The organism is Alteromonas portus, assembly GCF_005117025.1.
Lineage (GTDB): Bacteria > Pseudomonadota > Gammaproteobacteria > Enterobacterales > Alteromonadaceae > Alteromonas > Alteromonas portus.
Genome location: NZ_SWCO01000002.1, coordinates 199,997 through 224,969, shown reverse-complemented (window position 1 = coordinate 224,969; position 24,973 = coordinate 199,997). Strand labels below are relative to the sequence as shown.

The window sequence follows — 24,973 nt, the reverse complement described above, 5'->3', positions numbered from 1 at the left end:
TTTTAAACTAATGGTTAATAAGGTTCTTCTGAATTCAATCTATTATTAAGGGGTGTGTTTGATTGGTGGGCTCAGATGAAGATTCAGACATTTGCATTACAGTGTGATGAGATAGAAAGCTTAGCTTCGGAAATGGCGTCTGTATTAACCAATGAGAATCCGTCATTGCTTATAGGTTATGGCAATACTGATTTCCCTTTAGAAGCACTTCCATCAATTATAGGCGACTCGTCACTCCCCTTTTTTATCTCTAGCTCTTGCCTAGGCGCTTTGCTTTGCGATGACGATACTGTCTCATCCAACTGTAACTTAGCGCTGTTTTGCGTTAACGATGAAAGTGGAGCCTACGGTGTGGGCAGTGCTGACATATCTGAAAGCAGCCCCTTTGAAGCGGGAGCAACAGCGTTGCAGCAAGCGCTGGCAAGCGCCGAAAGGCCTTACGAAAGCCCTGCACTCATTTGGTGTGCGCTCCCCCCTGGTGATGAAGAGAGTATATTGGAAGGGTTTGTCAGCGTTGTAGGAGAAAAGGTCCCTATTTTTGGCGGCTCTATGGCAGACAATACCGTTTCAGGCAACTGGCGCACAGTTACTAAAACCTCTGCAGGGCCTCAGATTATTGCAGTAGCTGTTTTATATCCATCAACACCGCTCGGATTAAGTTACAGCTCTGGTTATAAACCTACCGAAACTGTATTAAAAGCCACAAAAGTCCAAGGGCGAAAGCTGCTACAACTCAATAATGAGCAAGCCAGCATGGCATACAACAACGTGACTAATGGATTAATTGCAGATCAGCTAAACGGTGGACAGATTTTGGGGCTAACCTCCTCAGCACCGCTAGGCAAACCCGTAGAATTAGACAACGGTGCTGTTAATTATCTTCTTTGTCATCCCGATTCAGTTGAAAGCGGTGCGTTAAATGTTTTTTCTGAAGTGAAAGAAGGTGAAGACCTTGTATTAATGGAAGGAAGCATTTCTAGCCTCACCTCACGGGCCGAACGTGTTATTAATAACGCGATCATGCTGCTACCTGAGAATAAGAAACCAGTCGGCGTACTAATGATTTACTGTGCAGGGTGCCGGTTGATGGTGGGCGATGAAATCAATTCCATGCTCGGCTCACTTCAAAAACGCTTTTCATCATTACCCATTTGTGGACCTTTTACTTTTGGCGAGCAAGGGCGCTTCTTAGATGGCATGAACAGGCACGGTAACCTAATGATATCAGCGGTAGTGTTCTCTCAATGAATAAAGATTACGAAAATGTTTTAGAAGACTTAGCGCTTGTCTACCGGTTAAAACAACAAGCGGAAGCGCATAAAAAGGAAAGCGACGCCTTGCTTGAAGCAACGCGAGTATTGCTTACCGCTGTAGACGAAAAAGACCTGTATAAGAAAATGTTTAGTGTCTTTAAAGGCCTTTACAACTACGAGTTTTGCTTCGTGCTTGAGAATGAGAGTGCAGGTAAAATGAGGTGCATAAACAGTACGCACTCCCCCTTACTCAATACCGTATGGAAAATAGACGACACACTTTCCCGTGCCGTGAAAAGTGAACCCGTAGCTTTGTTCAACATTCAGCAGCAGCCAACGTGGCAACAGCACTTGTCCTTATTTGAAACTCCCGTCACGTCGGTATTGTATTGCCCATTTAAAGTACACCAACAGCAAGCTGTCATTGTTTTCTGTCATCAATCATTGGGATATTACACCCAAGAATATGTCGATATGGCCAACAGATATCGCACCTTTACAGAGCAGATGGCAATGGGAATGCAGGCTAAGTTAATGGCGCTTGAAACCGTTAGGTTGAAAGAAGAAAAAGCCAAGGTAGAAAAAAGCCTCATCGATTCCGAAAAAATGGCGTCGCTAGGCTTGTTAGCTGCAGGCGTAGCCCATGAGATAAACAACCCCATTGCGTTTATAAACAGCAATATTCATTTTTTAAGGAACGTACTACCTGCCCTATCAGAAATGCAGGAAATCGTACTTAAACTGGCGTCTAGTTCCAGTGCAGAAGAAAGAACCGAGATTGCCAAAGCCGCAATTTCGTGGCAATCGCACAATAAAATCGACTCACTCAGTGACGAAATTGCAGATATTTGTGGCGAATCGGAAGAAGGCCTTAACAGGGTGACCGAAATCATTACAAGCCTTCGTTCATTCTCTCATGATGCCGACATTGCTGATGATGAAACCATCAACGTAAATGATTGCATCACGCACGCTTTAAGATTGGTAAACAGTGAATTAAAGCACCGCATAAAAATACAGCAGCACCTAACAGACGTGCCTTTCATCAAAGGTAAAACCGGAAAGTTGAACCAAATTTTAGTTAATCTTTTCGTTAACGCCGCACAAGCGATGGAGGATGGAGACAAACTAACCATTACTTCGTATGAAGAGGGCGAGAATACTATCATTACCGTAAAAGATACGGGGTGTGGTATTGAAAAACACGCCCTTCAAAAGCTTTTTGAGCCTTTTTATACCACCAAGCCTACTGGCAAAGGGACTGGGCTAGGTCTTTATATTTCTTTTTCTATTGTAGAAGCAATGGGTGGCACAATTGATGTTGATAGCGAAGTTAACGTTGGTACCACATTTACCCTCTCTTTCCCATCTATAGGCACTAATAAAAAAACCGCACAATCGTGCGGTTTAGGTACATTAGATAGCAATTCTTAAACGCTAACGTTAGCGTTACATTGGCTATTTTTTATATAAAATATCCATCACTTCAGCCAGTTCACCCTTGCCTTCACGAATTTCTTCTTCTGACAAACCAGCAATTTCGTGAGGGAATACTAACCACTCGTCGCTTTCGTTAACGTAGTAATCTGGCACGATATCAGTGGTGTTGTTTTGTGGCTTATACCATGGGCATGCAATACGAATATCTTTAGGCATGTTCAAGCGCATTAACTTATTGATTTGCTTAATAAGCGCATCAACGCTTCGGCCTGAATCAAACACATCGTCAACAATCAACAGCTTGTCGTCAGCATTGGCGTTTTCAACCAGGTAATGCAACCCGTGAACACGGATTTCTTTCGATTGTTTGTTAATTCCGTAGTAAGACGATGTACGTACTGCGATATGGTCGGTTGACGTATTCTTGAATTCGAAGAATTCTTGAACTGCGATACCAATTGGAGCACCACCACGCCATATACCAATAATAAAGTCAGGGCGGAAGCCGTCTTCATACACCTTTGCCGCTAAGCGAAAGGAATCCTGTAGAAGCGATTGCGAGGTGATAAAATTCTTGTTCATGACGTCTCACTGGGCAAAGTTTAAAAGACCGCGAGTATAGTGAATTTCGCGGTCTTTTGCACGGTAAATTCAACTATTTATTCGTTTTGAAGCGCTTGCGACGGTGCTATTTTCATCGCTTTGCGTGCAGGGTAAACACTGGCCAAAACGCATAGCAATAAAGACAACAAAGTAATGCTTACTATTTGCGCTATATCCATGTCTATTGGTAGGCCTCTACCGTCTGCAGCAAGCGCTAATGGCGAACCTATCGCGTCTAAGATATTGTTTAAATTAAGCGTAATAACCACACCTAATATTAGACCAATACCCGCGCCTTTTACTCCGTTAAACAAACCATTTAATACAAAAATCCACATAACCGAACTTGGCAACATACCCTGAGTCTGAAGTACCGCAATGTCGCCCTGCTTTTCGGTAACCACCATGACAAGGGCCGACACTATATTAAACGCCGCCACCGCAATTATAAGCAGCAGCATAAGGGTCATCATGTTCTTTTCCATTTTCACCGCGTCAAACAACGGCCCCTGACGCTCACGCCACGTTCGAATATTATTTACCGAGACACCCACCCTATCCGTTAACTCATCAACAACAGCTTGGTAATTAAACGCATCATCTAAAAAGAGTCGAAGCGATTGTTCACTAGCTTTAGGGTCACGCATCAGTCGATTCACGTCAGCAAGGTTCATGTACATCACCTTGTCATCCATCTGTGACCCCATATCAAAGACACCCACCACAGTAACAAGCCGTTGACTTGGCATTCTTCCAAATGGGGTATACACACTGGCGCCAGCCACCATAACTCGCAAGCGGTCTCCAACGCGCGCTTCAAGCTTAATGGCAAGGGAGCGTCCAATTATGGCGGCGAAGCTCCCTTCCGTTAAATCATTAAACCGACCTTGTTCCATGTGATTTGCAACCAACGTATGTTCTAGCATCACATCAGGTTGAACGCCGTGAACCTGCACGCCGCGCAGGTCTGAGCGAGATTGCACAACCGCTTCTGCTTCTCGATATCCCATCGTAGCAACAACGCCTTGCATGGGTGTCTTGCTAAGTTCGTTTAACGCTAAAGACTTCGACCCGGTTGCGTTTTGAGTGGGTGTCTTGCTAAAACTTTTTTCGCTATTGCCATCCTCGTTTGTATTCATCGTTGAGGTGGGTGTCTCTGTAATCTCTGGCTTTTGAGTTGTTGAGGTGGGTGTCTCTGTAACGTCTTTTTGAGTGGGTGTCTTGTTAAGGCTGTTTGTTGCGATGGGTGTCTTTGTAATTTCGATATGAGGGACTATGCCTAAAATGCGCTGTTTTAATTGGCCTTCTAGGCCGTTCATAACTGATACGACAATAATAAGCGCCATTAATCCCAGTGCGATGCCGGCCACTGAAAATCGATTGATAAATGAGACGAAACTGGTTTGGCTTGCTTTGTTAGACTTGGCATAACGATAAGCAATGAATGCAGAAAGAGGATAAAACATAGCGCCTTGCTTTTCAGTAATACGGTAATCTGCCTTACATTTAGCTATGCTTAATGAATAAATAATTCAGATAAGTAGCCCAAAGGCGAGATGACGGGTTAACCCCAAAATAGTAAAGTGGGTATACTACGTGGTCGGTATACTACTTATAAGTTACTAACTGCACAAGAATTAGTGGCAGAGGAATAATGTGAGCGAACTAAGCCTAGAACAAAAAAAAGCCCAATTCGATGAATACTTTTCTATTGCGCACAGCATAAATGCAAACGTGCGCCCATTAGGTGCCAATGAAAAAGTACCTGATGAAGAAAATCTAGAAGAATCGATGCCCTATGCATTTCGCATTGCCAGTGAAATGGCCGCTTTAGAAGCGCAGGCAATCCGACCTTTAAGAAATTTAGGCGATCACGCTGAAACCTTGGCCGAATACCTTAACCATCAGTCCCGAAAAATTGACCTGATGATGTCGTTTGTGTTGCACCAGCAAGACGAACCCGAATACCGATTCAAAACGGTAAAACTGGGTGGTGGTGGCGTAATTATTGAGTCGAATGATCCACTAGAAGTAGGCACACGTGCTGAACTAAAGCTTTTTCTTGATGCCGAAGCAGCAGCAATTTTTTGTTTTGGCGAAGTTATTACTTGCGAGCAAGTAGAAGACAGTTACCATATCGCTTTTATTTTTAACACTATTCGAGAGCAAGATCAGGAGCTTCTAGTTCGCGCCAGTTTACATATTCAAACTCAACAGTTAAGAAAACGGGCGAAAGAGAAAAAAGCGGGATCTGAATAACCCCTAACAACAGTATATAAGCCGTAAAACTCATCTTGCACTTAAAAAACAGGACGTCATGACAGCCACTTTATTATCGCTTCCATTACCTGCGCCTAAAAAAGAAGCCTCATCACAAGATCACAAACAGTGGGGGCAACTTCAGGGCAGCAGCGCTGCACTATGTATAAGCCAAGCCCTTAGCCAATATAAAGGCCCAATTGTACTGATTACCGCCGATACTCCCTCGGCAATGAAGCTTGAAAAAGAAATAGCGTTTTTCTTAAGCGATAATACAAAAAATACGCCCATTACCTTATTTCCAGATTGGGAAACGCTGCCCTACGATTCGTTTTCGCCCCATCAAGACATCGTATCTCAGCGACTAGAAACCCTGTTTCGTTTTACCCAGCAAGGCGAAGGCATTTTTATTGTGCCCGTTAACACGTTAATGCAGCGTCTTGCCCCTACCGACTATTTAGCAAAGTACCTACTAATGCTAAATAAAGGCGATACATTAGACAGGGATCAATTCAGACGAAACCTAGAACAAGCGGGCTACCTGCATGTAAGCCAGGTAATGAGCCACAGCGAATTTTCGGTACGCGGCAGCATTATCGACCTCTTTCCTATGGGAAGCGATCAGCCGTTTCGTATAGATTTATTCGACGATGAAATCGACTCTATTCGCTATTTCGATACTGAAACTCAGCGCTCAGGCGAAGCGGTAAATAAAATTCGCTTACTACCGGCTCGTGAGTTCCCAACAGATAAAGAAGCAATCACCCTTTTCCGCCAGCAGTTTTTAGAAAAGTTCGATGCAAACAATGCATCTGAGAGCGTATTTTCTCAGGTAAGCAAAGGCACCATGCCAAGCGGTGTGGAGTATTACCTCCCCCTTTTCTTTGAAAAAACCGCCACGCTCTTTGACTACCTTCACCCGAAAAGCCTGTTATTACTTCACGGCGACGTGCAAGACGCTAGCGAATTTTTCTGGGCCGACGTGCAAGAACGCTACGAGCAATATCGCTACAACCTAGCCCGCCCATTGCTTGCGCCAGATGAACTATTTTTACCTATTAACGAGCTGTTCGGGGCCATTAAACAGTGGCCTAGAGCATCCCTTTCCAGCAAGGTACTTGAAGAAAAACAAGGTTCTACCAACCTAAAGTGTGAAAAGCTTGATGACATTGCGATTAACTCGCAGAAAAAAGTACCTGCTGAACGACTTATTAAAACCGTAAAGCACGCCACTGACAACGGGGCTAAAGTACTGTTTTGTGCTGAAACCCAAGGCAGACGAGAAGGCTTGCTAACCGTTCTGGCTAAAGCGGGCATTAAGCCAAAGATAGTCGATAGCTTTAGCGATTTTATTGCAAGTCACGACAACATCGGCATTACCGTAGGTATGGTTGATAACAGCTTCCGCTGGAAAACCCAGGAAGGCGAGCTGTTATTCATTACTGAAACAGAACTATTAGGCCAGAAAGTTAGTCAGCGCCGTCTTCGCGATAAACGCACCGCCACCGACGAAAGCGCCATAATTCGCAACTTGGCCGAACTTTCTATTGGCCAACCGGTTGTACACTTAGATCACGGCGTTGGCCGTTATCTAGGGCTACAAACACTAGATGCAGGCGGTGTAGCAACCGAATATTTGTGTATTGAGTACGCCAAGCAGTCTAAGCTTTATGTGCCCGTGGCCTCGCTTCACTTAATTTCACGCTACACCGGCGGAGACGCAGACAGCGCACCAGTAAGCGCTTTAGGTTCTGACGCCTGGACGAAAGCTAAGCAAAAAGCCGCTGAAAAAGTACGTGACGTAGCCGCCGAGCTTTTAGATGTATACGCTCGCCGTGCAGCCAAGCCAGGTTTTGCCTACAAAATTAATTGGGACGACTACCAAGCGTTTTCAGACAGCTTTCCTTTTGAAGAAACGCCCGACCAAGCCCAAGCCATTGCTGCGGTTATGCACGATATGGGAAGCCCATCTGCAATGGACCGCTTAGTATGCGGCGACGTAGGCTTTGGTAAAACAGAAGTTGCTATGCGCGCAGCCTTCCTTGCCGCTAACGCTGGTAAACAGGTGGCCATATTAGTGCCTACCACCCTGCTTGCGCAGCAACACTATGAGAACTTCAAAGACCGTTTTGCGGCATGGCCGTTTGAAATTGAAGTCATGAGCCGCTTTGTAAGCGGCAAAGCGCAAAAATCTGTGGTTGAGCGCATCGGTGAAGGCAAAGTAGATATCGTAGTAGGCACACATAAATTACTGTCTAGCGATATTAAATATAAAGACTTAGGCCTTGTGATCATCGACGAAGAACACCGCTTTGGCGTACGTCAAAAAGAGAAGCTTAAGTCACTGCGTGCCGACGTTGATATCCTTACCCTTACGGCAACGCCTATTCCACGTACGCTTAACATGGCGCTATCTGGCATGCGCGACTTATCGATTATTGCCACAGCACCTGCCCGTCGCTTATCAATTAAAACCTTTGTGCAGCAGCGAAACAAAGCCGTTATTCGCGAAGCCATTATGCGTGAGATACTGCGTGGTGGTCAGGTTTACTTCCTTCACAACGAAGTGGATAGCATTGCACGAACGGCTGAAGAAATCGCTGAAATTGTTCCCGAAGCCCGTATTGCAGTGGGTCACGGCCAAATGCGCGAGCGTGAACTTGAAGGCGTAATGAGCGACTTCTACCACCAGCGCTACAACGTACTTGTGTGTACTACCATCATTGAAACAGGTATCGACGTACCAAGTGCGAATACTATTATTATGGATAGAGCCGACCATTTAGGGCTAGCGCAGCTGCACCAGCTTAGAGGCCGTGTGGGTCGTTCCCATCACCAAGCATACGCCTACTTGTTAACGCCGCATCCAAAGCGCATGACCAAAGATGCAGTGAAACGTTTAGAAGCTATATCTCAGCTTGAAGATTTAGGTGCAGGTTTCGCCCTTGCGACCCACGACTTAGAAATTCGTGGTGCGGGTGAGCTGTTAGGCGATGACCAATCAGGCCAAATTGCCAGCATTGGTTTTAGCTTATACATGGATATGCTCGATAAAGCCGTTAACGCGCTTAAAGAAGGTAGAGAGCCGTCATTAGACGATGCAACATCAGGCCACACCGAGGTTGAATTACGTATTCCAGCCCTATTGCCTGAAGACTACATTGCCGACGTTAACACTCGCCTATCGCTATACAAACGCTTGGCAAGCTGCACAACGCAAGACGACATTGACGAATTCCAGGTAGAATGTATCGACCGTTTTGGCCTGTTACCAGAGCCTGCTAAAAACTTGATAGAAGTGGCTGAAATTAAACTAAAAGCCCAAGACTTAGGCATTCTAAAAGTAGACTTGTCGGCCCAAGGCGGTACCATAGAGTTTAAAGAAACTACCAAGGTCAACCCGGGCTTTATTATCAGCTTGGTACAAACCAAACCCAACACCTTTAAGTTTGAAGGAAGCCAAAAACTGCGTTTGGTGAAAAAGACCGAAACAGCTAAAGAGCGCATCGCGTTTATTAGCGATATTATTGCCGATTTTGCAAAGGAGTCGCGGTAACATGAAGTTATCTCGCTGGTGCCCGCTGGTTGCATCGATTAGCGCCGTTTTCTTAACAACAATTTCAACCACAGCCAACGCCAACGACAACTGGTGGTTTGATGTGGAGGTAATTGCATTTAAGCGCAACGTGGCGCTTACTGAGTTAGAAGAGCAGTTTTCGCTAGCCGACAACTTAAACGCCCCTCGCGCTCAGGCAGACATTATCAGCGATGTAATCGCCCCTGATATCAGCCATTTAAAACAAGGCTTAGCCGTATGCGGTGCAGACACTACGATAAAGTGGCCTAACGACTCTCTTTTTAAAATTCCGTCAAAAGATGTGGATTTTCTATCGCTATCAACTTCAGATAGCGAGCAAAGCACAGGTTCGTACACTGATGTGCCACCAACATCGTATTCTGACGACGCTGGCAGCGCCTATAACAATACCGCTAGCCAAGCAGAAAATGCTAACACGCAGGCAAAAGACGCATTTACCTCTAATCAAGGTAACCTGGCTTATTCATCAGCGGGTTATACCAACGGCTCTAGCTATGCAAATGAAGAAGCTGCAGGTAACGCACCAGATGCAGAAACTATCGCTAGCTACTGGACATCTTTTTTCGGCGTAAAACACACCACGCCTATTACCGTACCTACTTTTAAATACTGCGAAGAGTCTAAACCTTGGCTTAGTGCAGAAATTACTACTGTGCTGAATCTAAATGCATCCGCCGAGGGCGAAGTAACCGCTAGTGCGATGCAAGATGATTACGCATCGAGAGCCAGTGCGCTTAAATCAGCAATGCGACCGGCCATAGTATGGAAGGTAAACAAGCCAGACAACAGGCTCCCTGCTCCTGCAAGTTTACCCATTGTTGTTGAAGGGCACGACTGGCCCCTTGCATCAAAAGCTCACCTGCTAACCAGTAACCAACAAGCATTGTCATCTATTTCTCGCCAAATACGCTCAAATCGCGAGCTAGAACGCTTATTTCACGCAACGTGGCGACAGCCTGTAATGTTTGGCAAAAACAAGGCGTTTAATGTTCGTTTATACGGTGGACAGAACTATGCGCAGCAGTTCGACTTAAATGGCGATATGCGAGAGCAAGTACAACCCACCGCATCTATCACCCAATCACAAAACGGTCAGTCAGAGTTCGGATATGATGCAACAGCGGGTTTAAGCATTAATAAGACCGCAAATTCGCCAAACAAGAACTCCCCATATAGCTCCGTAAATACAAGCGAAGATACGAATAGCGCTTACACCTCGGCACTTAGCGACGCTGACTTAGCTGGCGTGCCTGATATTTTCGCTGACTTAGATCGTCGCCTTTCGAACCCAGAAGCCATCGATTATGAAGCGTTTAAAGCGCTAGATACCGCTATGATTGTGCAGCAAGACGAAGACAACGGGACAGCCGCAGCGTTAAGAACTCCTATTTGGGAGATCGACGGCACAATAAAGGTATTTCTTAAATACATTAATCGCGTGCCGTATCTTCATGTAGATGGTGAAATGTTTTATCGCCAGCCAGTGCCGTTAAGCTATTTTAGCAGTGAAGAAAGTAACGCCGCATCAGCCAACCAAGCAACACCTACCGAATACAAATTGGTATCGGTTCCGCTAGCCGAGCAGCGACGGGTAATCAGCACGCAGTTACACTACTTCGACCACCCCTTGTTTGGGTTTGTAGTTCAGGTTCGCCGTTACAACCGCCCTAACGTTGGCGAATAGCGTTTTTCGCGCCAGCTGCAGCATTGGCGGGTTCAGCTTTGCTGGTTGCTAGTTGCTAGTTGCTAGTTGCTAGTTGCTAGTTGCTAGTTGCTAGTTGCTAGTTTGCAGTATTTAATGGCCTAGCGCGTAAAAGCAGTTCAAGAAAAGAGTTCAGAAAATAAGGTTTTTATGAAGATTTACACTCGCACTGGTGATAAAGGCAGCACGCAAATTTACGCCGACAAAGCCGTACGTGTTGATAAAGACGATTTGGTAGTACAAAGCTACGGCGACATGGACGAATTAAATAGTCATATTGGTTTGCTAGCCGCTTATGTTGCTGCTCAACACAAACCTATGCTTCACGACATTCAACGCAACCTGTTTCAAGCAGGCTTCGCAATTTCAGCAAGCTCTACGCTAACGCAAACTGACGTTGAAAACTTAGAAACCCTTATAGACAGCATTACCAATAAAATGCCGCCAAACACATCGTTCGTATTGCCTGGCGGTAGTAAAGCTGCTGCACAGGCTCATGTGTGCCGCGCTGTGTGCCGCCGCGCTGAGCGAGCCGTTATTAGCTTATCTAAGCATTACGAGGTGCCCGAAGTGGTGCACGCCTATTTAAATCGCTTAAGCGATTTCCTTTTCACCTTTGCGCGCTTTATGAATGTAGAAGCAGGCGTAGAGGAAACAAAGGTTTAAAGTGCGGGTGTCCAAGTGCCAGTGGTGCGCCCAAGGAAACAGGTAGTAATAAAATCAGCTATCAAAGCAGGCAAACGTGCATCGAGATATCTGACTAGCATAAATGATGAATAAAACGGTAGGTATAACACCTACCGTTCGCTCAGACGCTTAACTAAATCAACCGCGCTTTCGTACTTTTCTTTAAGCCCCGTAGGCATAACCCGCCCGTAAAGCGCCATTACACGCTCTTGCTTTTGTAAATCGCTATCATTTAAGGCTGAAAAGCGTGCTTCTAATCCATCTAGAATACTCTCGGCCCCTTCGGGGTTATTGCAAGCAAGTACCATATCGCAGCCAGCATCTAGCGCAGCTTCAGCGCGCTCAACATAACCACCAGCTACGCTGGCACCATGCATAGACAAATCGTCAGAAAATACAGCGCCACCAAAACTCAAGTCACACTTAAGCACTTCTTGCAGCCATTTTGGTGAAAACCCTGCTGGTTTATCACACACCTGATTATATATAACGTGGGCAGGCATAACGCCATCAAGCATTGCACGCTCTATTAATCGTTCAAATACCACCATATCGGTGCTACGAATGTCTTCAAAATCGCGCTCATCTACTGGTAGTGCTATGTGCGAGTCAGGCGCCACGCTACCGTGCCCAGGAAAGTGCTTGCCTATAGCAGGCATATTCACTGCTTTTAATCCTTGAATAAGGTGGGTAGCAAGACGAATGACCTCGTTCGCATTGTCAGCAAATGCCCTGTCGCCAATAACCTGAGATACACCGTTAATATCAAGTACCGGCGCAAAGCTAAAGTCGATATCAAGAGTTTTAAGCTCGTGGGCTAATACCAGGCCGCAGGCCTTCGCATACGCAGCACTTTCATCCTGATGCTCTGACTGCTTTAAAATACTGCCCATTGCAGGTATAGCAGTGAAACCCTCGCGAAAGCGCTGTACGCGGCCGCCTTCGTGATCGACGGCTATTAATACCGGCCGTTTTGCATAGCGCCTAATATCTTTAACCAGCGCAAAAAGCTGGCGTTTGTCATGATAATTACGACTAAATAAAATTACGCCACCCACAACAGGATGGGCTAATTTTTCCTTTTCTTCAGGCAGAAGTTCTTCGGCCTGACAATCCAACATTAATGGCCCCACGGCACCGCCTTAGTATGTGTCATAAAACATCACTTCAATTTTGCTAGTTCTGTGGTTAGGATAGAGAAAAATAGGGAGTTTTACACGTGATAAATTGGTTCAAGTGGTTGGTTTTAAGTGTTTTAACACTGGTCATAATGGTGGCACTGGGGCTTTATATATCCCTTCGCCTTAGCTTGCCCGCGCTTGATGGAAATAGCGCCACGTATCACGTAAACGCACCTACCGAGTTAAGCCGCGATAGCTTAGGTCACGCGGTCATTAACGCCAACGATATTTTCGACGCCGCGTACGCTTTAGGTTTTGCTCACGCACAAGACCGGTTCTTTCAAATGGACCTTCAGCGCCGAGCCGCTTCGGGTGGTTTGTCGCAATGGGTTGGCGACATAGCACTTGATATAGATAAAAAAGCGCGCTTTCACCAGTTTGAAAAACGGGCAAAGGCGGTGTTTGATAACCTTCCCTCTAAACAACAAGAATTGCTGGTGCGTTATTCTCACGGCGTTAATGACGCGCTTAGCGAATACACCCTTCCGCCTTTTGAGTACCTAGCCGCAGGTGTTGACATACAACAGTGGCAACCTACCGACAGTATTCTTGTTATTTACAGTATGTATTTAGACCTACAAGGTACTCAGGTAGAGCTAGATTTAGCAAGAGAAGCTTTACTCACAACCTTTGGGAACGATATTTATGGGTTTATCACGCAGCCTAGCAACTACCAAGCAGCGTTAGATGCCAGCGAAATACCATTACTAGAGGCTGAAATTCCACAGTACCCTGCTTCGCTGCGTGCCGTTATTAATAAGCAAGACAGCGACCAACATTCTGAACAAGGCACTGAAGAAAACACGGATTTAAACACAGAGCAAGACGCCCCACCACCTAGCGCAAGCCATATAAAATACAGCAATACGGCAATTGCTCGTGCCCAATACATGGGTACTGAACTTCCCGACATTGGCAGCAACAACTGGGCAGTAACAGGAAACTATACGGCAACAGGCGCGGGCCTTTTAGCGAACGACATGCACCTGGGTTTGCGTGTGCCCATTATTTGGTATCGCGCCCAGCTAAACTACCAAGAGTCGGGTAGCAACGTGCAAGTAACGGGGGTGTCTTTGCCCGGTATTCCGGGCATAGTAGTCGGCACAAACGGCCATATTGCGTGGGGCTTTACTAACGCCAACCTAGACAATGTGGATTGGATAGCACTTGATGACACAACCCCCACTGAAACTGTAACAGAGCGTATTCTTCTTCCCGAAGGCGAACACGAATTCAAATTTGAATTAAGCGCATACGGGCCCGTTAAAGAATTGAATGGCAAGCGCTACGCGCTTAATTGGGTGGCCCACCACCCGTTTGCTGCCAACTTGGGCATTATAAATTTTGGTACCGCTAAAAGTGTTCAAGCGGCAGTTAGAACGGGGCAGCGTATAGCCATTCCTACACAAAATTTGGTCATTGTTGATGAAAGCGGCAACGCAGCATGGCTGCCTGGCGGCGCTGTGATGGACAGACAGCAAGCGTCGTTCACCGCAATAAAAGAAAAAGACGCAGCCACCACACCACCAAAACGGGCAACAAAGCTTCCCATGGTAATAAACCCTGAAATGGGAAGAATATGGACAGCCAATGCCAGAGTAATATCAGCTGAAGATTTCAAGGTATGGGGCGACGGTGGTTATGCCCTGGGTGCTCGCGGCCAGCAGATAAGAGACAGGCTATTTGAAAAAGACATCTTCAGTGAAACCGATTTCTACGCCATACAGTTAGATAATCACGCTCGCTTTCTTATTCCGTGGCAACACCTATTATACGGCTTGCTGAACATGCAAGATATTGAGTTTAAGCCAGATCTTGCTTATCTGAATACTTGGAGTGAATGCGCATGTGAAGACTCGGTAGGCTATACCTTAGTTAAACACTTTAGGCGCGAAGTGATACAAACCCTTTTTGGTGGTTTACTTTCAAACTTAGATCAACAAGGTGTAAACAGCCGCAACCTGCTACGAGGCATCGAACCGGCCACTTGGCAGCTTATCCATAGCCAACCTGATTCCTGGCTGCCTGCCGACACCGAAAGTTTCGACGAGTTACTGGTAGACGCTTACCGCCGTGCCAAACACAAATTATTAGATAAATATTCTCCGGTAGAGGCAAACATGGAAGCCTTGGCTTGGGGTAAGGTTAATGCCTTATCGGTAGAGCACCCCTTCGCTAGTCAAATTCCATTAGTAGGAAGCATGTTAAATATGCAGCAAGTGGAAGGCTTTGGCGATACCTACATGCCCGCAGTGCAAACCCCTAGCTTTGGCGCATCGGAGCGTTTTTTTGTAAGCCCAGGCCACTTAGAAGACGCCATTTTAACCTTACCTGGTGGGCAGAGCGGACACCCGCTGTCAGACTTTTTTACAGCCGGTTTTAACGACTACGCCACTCACGCGGCAACGCCCTTACTACCAAGCGAGCCTATACACAGCCGTACCTTCTATAAAAAAGAGGTTGAATGACACCCGCAATTACACTACTAACAAAAAAACGTATCGCACATACGGTTTTAAAATACGATCACGATGCCAATGCTGCGTCTTACGGTCTGGAGGCCGTTGAAAAACTAAACCTTAACGCCGATACCGTATTTAAAACCTTAGTGGTTAGCATAGACACCAGTAAATTGGCCGTTGCCGTAGTACCCGTAAACACCAAGCTAAGCGAGAAGAAAATGGCAAAAGCGTTAGGTGTAAAAAAGGTAGAAATGGCTCAGGCAAACGCGGTAATGGTTGCCACAGGCTACGTATTAGGTGGGGTAAGCCCGTTGGGCCAGAAAAAGCGGTTAGCCAGCGTAATTCACAAAAGCGCTGAAGGCCTTGCCACTATGCACGTAAGCGCAGGAAAGCGAGGGTTAGAAGTGGCGCTTTCTCCTGCCGATTTAGCTTTGCTAACAAGCGCCAAATTTGCGGATATTTCGGTAAGTTAACTTAGCACAACCAACTATATCGTTAGCTGCGTTAGCGAAAACTTACAATGCAGCTTTTGGTTATGCGACTGCCTAATTACTCGCCTGCGCTAACCACTGTTTGCGTGCTTCTTCAAGCGCTGCTTCGTCAGGCTGTTCGCTTCCTGAAATAGCTACAGCAATTTGTTGAATAATAGCGTCACGCTTTTCAATCAACGCATCAGTGCGAGCAAACAAGTCTTTGGCTTCGGGATATTGCTCTTTAAGCACATCTACATCTTCTAGCGCGTAATAGCGTGCTTCAAATGCTTCGTTGTACAGCTGACGTTTAGCATTGAATACTACGTAGTCTTCGGCGGTTTCCGAGCTAAGATAATCCATATCTTCAGGTGACAAGTTAGCAGCCTGCCCTACTTCGCGGGCTTGTGCCATCCACGCGTCTATCTCTTCTTCATTGCCGTTTTTAACAGCCTGTTTAACGCCTGCCTGCAAATCGCTTGCGTGCAGAATTTCCATTACCGTTATAAGTGGAACTTGCGCTGCATCTTGATCTCGTTTGTCTGCATCTAGCGACAAATAAGCAAACCATGAAAAGGTAGCAGCAACAATAATAGCAAGAACGACAAGTGCTTTTTTCACACTTTCCTCCAAAGAAATTGCATATGAAAACCAGTGCGGCGGCACTGTATAAAAGAAGCAATACAAAAAGAGCGAGAGGTCCCGCTCTTTTTCAGTATTGTAACGACCTAAAGATTATTGGTCGACAGGTGCAGAGTTTTCGACTCGGCTTTTCAATTTTTGACCCGGGCGGAATGTAACCACTCGACGCGCTTTAATTGGAATGTCTTCGCCAGTTTTAGGGTTACGGCCAGGACGTTCATTTTTATCACGCAGGTCAAAGTTGCCAAAACCTGACAGTTTTACTTGCTCACCAGATTCCAGAGCGCCTTTAATCTCTTCGAAAAAAAGCTCTACCAGATCCTTCGCATCACGCTTGTTAATGCCTAGTTTCTCGAATAGGTGTTCAGCCATCTCGGCTTTGGTCAATGCCATAGTTTACTCTCTTAACGCGGCCCCAAACTCAGATTCCAGACCTTTAACCACAGTATCTACAGCTTGCTGAATCTCAGCTTCTTCCAAGGTTTTATCCGGATCTTGTAAATGAAGTGACAAAGCAAGGCTCTTATAGCCAGGCTCAATTCCCTTGCCTTTGTACTCATCGAACAAGTTTAGAGCAACTAGTTGATTTACGCCAATATTTTCTATGTAAGAAAGAACATTCCCTACACGCACTTCATCTTTAACCGTAATAGCAATATCACGGCGATTCGATGGGAAGCGCGATACTGGTACGGCTGACGGTAACTTGCGATCGGTAATGGCATCTACCACTAGTTCGAACACAAATACACGGCCGTTAACACCAAGCAATTTAGTGAACTGCGGGTGTATAGCACCAATATAGCCAACTTCTTCATCATTAAGCAAAATTTTTGCCGTCATGCCAGGGTGTAACGCACTGTGTTGCCCTGTAACGAACTGGAACTCACCGGTTCTGCCTGTAAGTGCCAATAACGCCTCAACGTCGGCTTTTGCATCGAAGAAATCAACCGGGCTGTCGCCCAAGTCCCAATGTTCTTCATTACGACGCCCTGCTACTACACCACCAATTACTTGCTGTTGCAATACACCATTTGGCGCATCTTGTTGAGGAATAAAGCGTAATCCGGTTTCAAACATGCGAACACGTTGTTGCTGGCGCTTCTGATTATAAGCAGTCGCACCTAACAAACCCGGCCATAAGCTTACACGCATTACCGACATATCAGATGAAATTGGGTGTGGTAGCACCATACCTTTAACGTCTGGGAACAATGCGTTTTGAATTTTAGGATCAACAAACGAATAAGTAATTGCTTCATTGTAGCCACGGCTTAAAAGCAACGACTTCATAGTGTTTAGCGGCAGCTTGGCTTCTTGCGAAGGCAGCATTGCCAACGTCGCTTTTGGTGCCACGTTTGGAATGTTGTTGTAACCGTATACGCGCGCAATTTCTTCAATCAAATCTTCTTCAATTGAAATATCGAAACGATAGCTTGGCGCAACTGCTTCCCAGCCGGCTTCGGTTTGCGTTACGTCTAAACCAAGGCGGTTTAGCATTTCGGTTACTTTTGCATCGTCAATGCTAATGCCTAGTACGCGAGATAAACGTTCACGACGTAGCGTAACCGTAGCTTGCTTAGGTAGCTTGTCTTCAGCCACAGCTTCAACTACTGGACCAGCATCACCACCGCAAATTTCTAGTACTAGTGCAGTAGCGCGCTCCATGGCTTTACGCTGAAGCTGTGGGTCTACACCACGCTCATAGCGGTGCGACGCATCGGTATGCAAACCGTACTGACGGGCACGGCCCATAATGGCATCTCGGCTAAAGAAAGCACTTTCGAGCAAAATGTCTTGTGTTTCAGTAGTTACACCTGAGTGTAGGCCACCGAAAATACCTGCCATTGCTAACGCTTTGTTGTCATCAGCAATAACTAACGTATTGCTTTGCAGCTTAGCTTCGGTTTCGTCAAGTAGCGTAAGCGTTTCGCCTTCATTCGCCATACGCACGTTAATATTGCCTTCAATGCTGGCAAGGTTAAACGCGTGCATTGGCTGGCCAAGCTCTAGCAATACAAAATTAGTCACGTCTACAATGGGGTCGATGCTGCGAATACCGCAACGACGTAGCTTTTCAACTAACCACAGTGGCGATGCTGCTTTAACGTTAACGCCCTTAACCACACGGCCTAAATAACGTGGGCATGCGTCGTCAGCGCTTAACGTAATTGATAATTTATCATCAATAGTTGCGTTTACCGCAGCTACTTCAGGCTCGCACACGTCAAGGTTATTAAGTACGCCAACTTCACGGGCAATACCGCGAATACCCAAACAGTCTGCGCGGTTTGGTGTTAGATCTACTTCAATGGCGTTGTCATCAAGACCAAGATAATCGCGAATGTCTGCGCCAATAGGTGCATCGGCTGGAAGCTCGATAATACCGTCGTGGTCGTCGCTAATACCTAGCTCAGAGAAGCTACATAGCATACCGAATGACGGCTCGCCGCGAAGCTTCGCTTTTTTAATTTTAAAGTCGCCAGGTAATACAGCGCCAACAACAGCAACTGCTACTTTAATGCCTTGACGGCAGTTAGGCGCACCACAAACGATATAAAGTAGCTCTTCGCCACCTACGTTAATTTTAGTTACGCGCAGTTTGTCGGCGTTCGGGTGCTGACCGCACTCAACCACTTCACCCACTAGCACGCCTTTAAAATCGCCTGCTACTGGTTCAACGCCGTCTACTTCTAGGCCAGCCATGCTCAACTGTTCAGACAGCTCATGTGCCGACAGCGATGGGTTAACCCACTCTCTTAACCATTTTTCACTGAATTTCATGTGTACTCTCTGCCTTAGTTGAACTGCTTAAGGAAACGAAGATCGTTTTCAAAGAACGCGCGTAAGTCGTTAACACCATAACGAAGCATAGTTAAACGCTCTACGCCCATACCAAAGGCAAAACCTGTGTACTCTTCTGGGTCGATACCCACAGCTTTAAGTACATTTGGGTGCACCATGCCGCAGCCCAATACTTCAAGCCACTGACCGTTTTTACCCATAACGTCTACTTCAGCTGAAGGCTCAGTGAACGGGAAGTAAGACGGACGGAAGCGAATTTCTAGTGACTCTTCAAAGAAGTGATGTAGGAAGTCGTGCAAAATACCTTTAAGGTCGGTAAAGCTAACGTTCTTATCAACCATCAAACCTTCCACTTGGTGGAACATTGGCGTGTGAGTTTGATCGTAGTCGTTACGATACACGCGCCCTGGCGAGATAATACGCAATGGTGGCTTTTCCGCTTCCATAGTACGAATTTGAACACCAGAGGTTTGCGTGCGAAGCATCATGTCTGGGTTGAAATAAAAGGTATCGTGATCGGCACGCGCTGGGTGATTCGCAGGAATGTTCAGCGCGTCGAAGTTGTGGAAACCATCTTCAATTTCAGGACCAGTCTTAACTGAAAAGCCAAGTTCGCCAAAGAAAGATTCAATACGCGCAATCGTGCGGCTTACCGGATGCAAGTTTCCTGGCTTTTCTGTACGACCAGGCAAAGTTACATCTACGGCTTCTTCTGCTAGCTTTTTATTTAGCTCTTCAGTGCGTAAAAACTCACCTTTTGCAGAGATAGCTTGCTGAATAACTTGCTTAGCTTGGTTAATCTTTTGGCCTGCGGCAGGACGTTCTTCGTTCGATAACTTTCCAAGCCCTTTAAGTAAGTCGGTAAGTTTACCTTTCTTACCCATGAATTCGACCCTAACTTGGTCTAATGTGGCTGCATCTTGTGCAGCGTCAATCTGGCTTTGTGCCTGATTGATAATAGCGTCAAGCTCCATGTTTTCCTCAATTTACATGATGACTGCATGGCCAAAGCATAGGAAGAATTATTCTGTGCGCTAAGGCTTGCCTGAAATAAAAGCGGTAGTTTACACGAGTGACAGATATAAGGGCTAGCCTAGATAACTGATATTGACAAATTTTCTACTAAAAAGTGAATTTTAGAAGCGATCTTAGGCTGGCGATGCTATTTCAGGACGGGACACAAAAACGAAAAAAGGCGAGCATCCTGCTCGCCTTTTTCCGAAAGAACTTAAACTTAATTAGTTAATAATTAAGCTAATGCGCCTTTAGCCGCTTCGACTAGTGCGCTGAAAGCTGCTTTGTCATGTACTGCGATGTCGGCAAGGATCTTACGATCGATTTCAACAGACGCTTTCTTCAAACCGTTGATGAAACGGCTGTATGACATACCATTTTGACGAGCAGCAGCGTTGATACGTGCAATCCATAGTTGACGGAATTGACGCTTGCGCTGACGACGGTCACGGTAAGCATATTGACCAGCTTTAGTTACAGCTTGTACCGCTACGCGATATACACGTGAACGTGCGCCGTAATAACCTTTTGCCTGCTTGAGGACTTTTTTGTGACGAGCACGTGCGATAGTGCCGCGTTTTACTCTAGCCATTAATCAGTCTCCTAAGTCTTATACGTAAGGCAACATGCGCTGAACCAATTTGGTATCAGAGTCATGAACCAGTTTTTTGCCACGAAGGTGACGTTTACGCTTAGAGCTCTTCTTAGTCAGAATGTGACGTAAGTGAGACTGTTTGCTTTTAAAGCGGCCAGAACCCGTTTTCTTAAAACGTTTGGCGGCACCGCTTACAGTTTTCATTTTAGGCATTGCTAAAACTCCGCATTGTTTAATATCGGTATTTTTCGTGTTGCAGTCACTTCATACCGGTTAATGTTTAGCAGCAAGGTGTTTAAGGGTGCAGATTCCTTAAAACTTTAGACCGTTACTACTTCTTATTTGGGGCTAGCACCATGATCATCTGACGGCCTTCCACACGACGTGGGAAAGACTCGCATGTAGCGATATCTTCTAAATCGGTTTTAACGCGGTTTAGCAGATCGATACCGATGTCTTGGTGCGCCATTTCACGACCGCGGAAGCGGATCGTAACTTTGGCTTTATCACCACCTTCAAGAAAGCGACGCAGGTTGCGCAGTTTGACCTGGTAATCGCCTTCATCAGTGCCAGGGCGAAATTTAATCTCCTTGACCTGAATTTGCTTCTGTTTTTTCTTCTGCTCTTTTTGAGCTTTACTTTTTTCGAAGAGGAATTTGCCATAGTCCATAACTTTACAGACTGGCGGCTCGGCATTCGGACTGATTTCTACTAGATCTAGGCCCGCTTCTTCTGCGTTACGAGTAGCTTCTGCTAAAGAAACCACACCAACCTGTTCACCGTCTTTGCCAATTAATCTTACTTCTCTGGCTTTAATCTCATCGTTAATGCGGGCTTTGTCGCCCTGAGCCTTGTTGTTAGCGCCTTTAATGTGCTATTCCTCCAAACATTTAATTCTTTTGTCTGCTTTTGGGAGGTCGGTTGACCCAAAGTAAAACCAAAAGCAGACACCTTGATTGTGTATTATACACAATTTGCTCAACTACTTAATCGTCTTTTCAACAACTTCTTGTTGAGCCATGGCAATAAAGTCTTCCAGGCGCATTTTGCCTAGGTCGTCGCCGCGACGAGAGCGCACTGCTACTTCGCCCGCTTCCATTTCTTTATCGCCCACAACTAGCATATACGGAATACGCTTCAAAGTGTGCTCGCGGATTTTAAAGCCGATCTTCTCATTTCGCAAGTCAGACTTTGCTCTAAAACCTAATTCTTGCAGTTTTTTTACACAATCTGAGGCATATTCAGCTTGTTTGTCGGTAATATTCATTACCACAACCTGCTGAGGAGCCAACCAGAGCGGGAAGAAACCTGCAAATTCTTCGGTCAAAATACCAATGAAGCGTTCTAGTGAACCCAAAATAGCGCGGTGAATCATAACCGGCACTTTGCGTTCGCCATCTTCTGCTACATAAGTAGAGCCTAAGCGACCTGGCATTGAGAAATCTAGCTGTACGGTTCCGCACTGCCATGCACGGTCTAAGCAATCGTGCAGCGTAAACTCAATTTTTGGTCCGTAGAACGCACCTTCTCCAGGCTGATAATCGAACTCGATATCATTGGCTTTAAGTGCATCTGCAAGCGCAGCTTCTGATTTGTCCCAAATCTCGTCAGCACCTACGCGCTTTTCTGGGCGAGTAGACAGCTTAACTTTGATATTTTCGAAACCAAACGCAGCGTATGTCTCGTACACCATCTTAATACAGCCACTCACCTCTTCTAGGATCTGTTCTTCAGTACAGAAAATGTGAGCATCGTCTTGCGTAAAGCCACGAACTCGCATTAAGCCGTGTAGTGCGCCCGATGGTTCATTACGGTGACAGCAGCCGAACTCAGCCATACGAAGAGGTAGGTCGCGGTACGATTTCAAACCTTGGTTGAAAATTTGTACGTGGCCTGGGCAGTTCATTGGCTTAACGGCATATTCACGCTTTTCAGATTCAGTCGTGAACATATTTTCAGCGTACTTGTCCCAGTGACCTGACTTTTCCCAAAGCGAGCGGTCCATCATTAATGGGCCTTTTACTTCGTCATAACCGTATTCGCGTAGTTTCTTACGAACGTAGCTTTCAAGCTCGGTATAAATTGACCAACCATCGTTGTGCCAAAACACCATGCCTGGCGCTTCTTCTTGCCAATGGAAAAGGTTTAGAGCTTTACCAATTTTACGGTGGTCACGCTTTTCGGCTTCTTCTAAGCGCTGTAAGTAAGACTTAAGCTGCTTTTTGTCTGCCCACGCAGTGCCGTAAATACGCTGAAGCATTTTGTTGTCGCTGTCGCCACGCCAGTAAGCACCTGCCACTTTCATTAGTTTGAAATGGTGACAGAACTTCATGTTTGGCACGTGAGGTCCACGACACATATCTGTGTATTCTTCATGGTGATAAAGTGCCGGGCGGTCATCCTTGCTGATGTTCTCATCAAGAATTTCCATTTTGTAGCTTTCGCCGCGCGCTTCAAATGCGTCGCGTGCTTCTTGCCAGCTGACTTTATTTTTAACCACGTTGTAATTGGTTTTAGCCAGTTCAAGCATACGCTTTTCTAGTTTGGCTAAATCTTCCTGGGTTAGGCTTTCTTCCATATCAACGTCGTAATAGAAACCGTTGTCGATAACCGGGCCGATAGCCATTTTGGTGTTAGGCCAAAGTTGTTTGATAGCGTGGCCTAACAAGTGCGCGCAACTGTGACGAAGAATTTCTAGGCCTTCATCGTCTTTTGCAGTAATAATTTGAAGTTGTGCGTCCGCGTCAATCATATCAACGGCGTCAACTAACTCGCCGTTTACTTTTCCTGCAATGGTTGCTTTGGCTAAACCAGGGCCAATGTCGTTTGCAACATCTAGTACAGAAACAGCGTTATCGAAAGCGCGTTGGCTTCCATCAGGAAGGGTAATTACAGGCATTTTAATTCCTTTACAGTGGTGACGCCTACTCTGCGCCACATGCATATTTTTTGAAAAAATTAATCGTGCTTCATAGCAATCGAAACTTGCTCGACTAACAGCACTCGAAACTTGCTTTACTAAAACACACGCTTACAACGAACAACTACTCATTATACGCGTGATAAATAGACCTGCACTAAAGTAGGTCGTGACAAAGCAAGTGGTGGATTATAACCAGTGTATGGTCAACTTCAATATTGAAAAGCCTGAATTAGCGAATAAGTGAGACTTTGTTTTTCAATTGGCGAGATTTTGAAACAGGAATTTATGCATTTCACCCATTTTATCCCATACTTTAGTTTAGGGTAGTATGGGTGATTGAACGATTACTATAACCACCAAACCGCCTTGGGCTGAAGCATTGAACAAAGCAGAGTGTGCACTATGTGGCATTTTATTAGCGAGCATATTTCAGATAAGACCCAACAGTTTTTTTTCTGCCAAAAAGCGCAGCGAGTAAGTGGCGGTGATACCCACGACAGTTACATTATAAAAGACTCCACTCATCGCTACTTCGTTAAAACCCGAAAGTATGACGACACCCAACAATTGTCCCATGAAGCCGAAGGGCTTGCCGCCATCGCTGACACCCAAACCATTGCCACGCCACAAGTCATTTGTCATGGCATTACCGCTAATGAAACGCCGAATATGGAATATTTGGTACTTTCGCATGTTAGATTTGTTGAACCTACCGTGCCTGACTATTTCACTTTAGGGCAGCAGCTTGCTGCGCTGCACGCAGTTAACGCCTACACCAGTTATGGCTGGCCGCATGACAATTACATAGGTGCCAGCGTGCAAACCAATGGTCGCATGGCGTCATGGGCTGATTTCTTTGCCGAAAAACGCATAGGCAGCATGCTAGAACGGTTAGCTTCAAATGGGCTATGGCCCACAGAAAATGGCGATATAGATGGTATCGTTACGAAAGTGAGGCATCTTCTAAGCTTGCATCAGCCCCACCCTTCGCTATTACACGGTGACTTATGGGCCGGCAATGCTGGCTTTAATAAAAAAGGGCCGGTGTTATTTGACCCTGCCGTGTATGTTGGTGACGCCGAAACCGACCTTGCCATGGCTGAATTGTTTGGCGGCTTTCCGCAAACCTTCTTTGAAGGCTACAACCAACACACGCCGATTGAAAAAAATTACCAATTAAGAAAACCAATTTATCAGCTTTACCATATTTTAAATCACGGGTTATTATTCGGCGCGCATTACATTGCGCAAGCCAGACAAGTAGTAGACGACATTTACAGCCCTTAATTTCTAAGTAGTGCCGCGCATAGGCAATTTATAGCGCTATATACAAAGCGAC

The 24,973-nt window shown here is 45.7% G+C and carries 20 protein-coding genes; 9 read left to right on the top strand and 11 right to left on the bottom strand.

What is annotated here, in order from left to right:
* Positions 1–75 precede the first annotated feature (75 nt).
* Together E5672_RS05080 and E5672_RS05075 are read left to right on the top strand one after the other, a co-directional pair.
* Entirely contained in the window at positions 76–1,248 is a 1,173-nt protein-coding gene (locus E5672_RS05080) for an FIST signal transduction protein (protein WP_136781207.1), read from the top strand.
* Positions 1,245–2,687, top strand: a complete 1,443-nt coding sequence (locus E5672_RS05075) for a GAF domain-containing sensor histidine kinase (protein ID WP_136781206.1) — start codon at positions 1,245–1,247, stop codon at positions 2,685–2,687. Before E5672_RS05080 ends, E5672_RS05075 begins: the two co-directional genes overlap by 4 nt.
* Positions 2,688–2,711: 24 nt before the next feature.
* Here E5672_RS05075 and E5672_RS05070 read toward each other — a convergent pair whose 3' ends face one another.
* Together E5672_RS05070 and E5672_RS05065 are read right to left on the bottom strand one after the other, a co-directional pair.
* Positions 2,712–3,275, bottom strand: coding sequence for a phosphoribosyltransferase (locus E5672_RS05070; protein ID WP_136781205.1), 564 nt, complete (start codon positions 3,273–3,275; stop codon positions 2,712–2,714).
* A 77-nt stretch (positions 3,276–3,352) separates the two neighbouring features.
* Positions 3,353–4,762, bottom strand: a complete 1,410-nt coding sequence (locus tag E5672_RS05065; RefSeq protein WP_136781204.1) for an FtsX-like permease family protein — start codon at positions 4,760–4,762, stop codon at positions 3,353–3,355.
* A 190-nt stretch (positions 4,763–4,952) separates the two neighbouring features.
* Here E5672_RS05065 and E5672_RS05060 point away from each other — a divergent pair, with 190 nt between their 5' ends.
* From E5672_RS05060 to E5672_RS05045, 4 genes are all read left to right on the top strand, one after another.
* Positions 4,953–5,555, top strand: coding sequence for a PilZ domain-containing protein (locus E5672_RS05060; protein ID WP_136781203.1), 603 nt, complete (start codon positions 4,953–4,955; stop codon positions 5,553–5,555).
* Positions 5,556–5,613: 58 nt separating this feature from the next.
* Positions 5,614–9,111: a transcription-repair coupling factor gene (gene mfd / locus E5672_RS05055; protein WP_136781202.1), complete on the top strand. Its 3,498-nt coding sequence runs from the start codon at positions 5,614–5,616 to the stop codon at positions 9,109–9,111.
* A gap of 1 nt (position 9,112) precedes the next feature.
* The gene (locus E5672_RS05050) at positions 9,113–10,837 is read left to right on the top strand and encodes a CsiV family protein (RefSeq protein WP_136781201.1); all 1,725 of its coding nucleotides are present in this window, start codon (positions 9,113–9,115) and stop codon (positions 10,835–10,837) included.
* Positions 10,838–11,005: 168 nt separating this feature from the next.
* On the top strand, positions 11,006–11,521 hold the full coding sequence (locus tag E5672_RS05045; protein WP_136781200.1) for a cob(I)yrinic acid a,c-diamide adenosyltransferase: 516 nt from the start codon (positions 11,006–11,008) through the stop codon (positions 11,519–11,521).
* Positions 11,522–11,652: 131 nt separating this feature from the next.
* Here E5672_RS05045 and nagZ read toward each other — a convergent pair whose 3' ends face one another.
* Positions 11,653–12,663 (bottom strand): beta-N-acetylhexosaminidase, encoded by a 1,011-nt coding sequence (nagZ, locus tag E5672_RS05040; protein ID WP_136781438.1) that lies wholly within the window; start codon positions 12,661–12,663, stop codon positions 11,653–11,655.
* A gap of 98 nt (positions 12,664–12,761) precedes the next feature.
* Here nagZ and E5672_RS05035 point away from each other — a divergent pair, with 98 nt between their 5' ends.
* Positions 12,762–15,191, top strand: coding sequence for a penicillin acylase family protein (locus E5672_RS05035; protein WP_136781199.1), 2,430 nt, complete (start codon positions 12,762–12,764; stop codon positions 15,189–15,191).
* Positions 15,188–15,658: a Cys-tRNA(Pro) deacylase gene (gene ybaK / locus E5672_RS05030; protein ID WP_136781198.1), complete on the top strand. Its 471-nt coding sequence runs from the start codon at positions 15,188–15,190 to the stop codon at positions 15,656–15,658. Before E5672_RS05035 ends, ybaK begins: the two co-directional genes overlap by 4 nt.
* Before the next feature lie 72 nt (positions 15,659–15,730).
* Here ybaK and E5672_RS05025 read toward each other — a convergent pair whose 3' ends face one another.
* From E5672_RS05025 to thrS, 8 genes are all read right to left on the bottom strand, one after another.
* Positions 15,731–16,276, bottom strand: a complete 546-nt coding sequence (locus E5672_RS05025) for a hypothetical protein (RefSeq protein ID WP_136781197.1) — start codon at positions 16,274–16,276, stop codon at positions 15,731–15,733.
* A 114-nt stretch (positions 16,277–16,390) separates the two neighbouring features.
* A complete protein-coding gene (ihfA, locus tag E5672_RS05020) occupies positions 16,391–16,690 on the bottom strand; it encodes an integration host factor subunit alpha (RefSeq protein WP_014949129.1) in 300 nt (99 codons plus the stop codon).
* A gap of 3 nt (positions 16,691–16,693) precedes the next feature.
* Positions 16,694–19,081, bottom strand: coding sequence for a phenylalanine--tRNA ligase subunit beta (gene pheT / locus E5672_RS05015; protein WP_136781196.1), 2,388 nt, complete (start codon positions 19,079–19,081; stop codon positions 16,694–16,696).
* A 14-nt stretch (positions 19,082–19,095) separates the two neighbouring features.
* A complete protein-coding gene (gene pheS / locus E5672_RS05010) occupies positions 19,096–20,076 on the bottom strand; it encodes a phenylalanine--tRNA ligase subunit alpha (RefSeq protein WP_012518127.1) in 981 nt (326 codons plus the stop codon).
* Between the two features lie 275 nt (positions 20,077–20,351).
* Positions 20,352–20,708 (bottom strand): 50S ribosomal protein L20, encoded by a 357-nt coding sequence (gene rplT, locus E5672_RS05005; protein WP_012518092.1) that lies wholly within the window; start codon positions 20,706–20,708, stop codon positions 20,352–20,354.
* Between the two features lie 18 nt (positions 20,709–20,726).
* Entirely contained in the window at positions 20,727–20,924 is a 198-nt protein-coding gene (gene rpmI / locus E5672_RS05000) for a 50S ribosomal protein L35 (protein WP_012518091.1), read from the bottom strand.
* 118 nt (positions 20,925–21,042) lie between these two features.
* On the bottom strand, positions 21,043–21,582 hold the full coding sequence (infC, locus tag E5672_RS04995) for a translation initiation factor IF-3 (RefSeq protein WP_071814473.1): 540 nt from the start codon (positions 21,580–21,582) through the stop codon (positions 21,043–21,045).
* Positions 21,583–21,693: 111 nt separating this feature from the next.
* Positions 21,694–23,610 carry a threonine--tRNA ligase gene (thrS, locus tag E5672_RS04990; protein ID WP_039223730.1) on the bottom strand — a complete coding sequence of 639 codons (1,917 nt, stop codon included), beginning with the start codon at positions 23,608–23,610 and terminating at the stop codon, positions 21,694–21,696.
* A gap of 426 nt (positions 23,611–24,036) precedes the next feature.
* Between thrS and E5672_RS04985 the strand changes: the two genes are divergently transcribed.
* Positions 24,037–24,921 (top strand): fructosamine kinase family protein, encoded by an 885-nt coding sequence (locus E5672_RS04985; RefSeq protein WP_136781195.1) that lies wholly within the window; start codon positions 24,037–24,039, stop codon positions 24,919–24,921.
* Positions 24,922–24,973 lie beyond the last annotated feature (52 nt).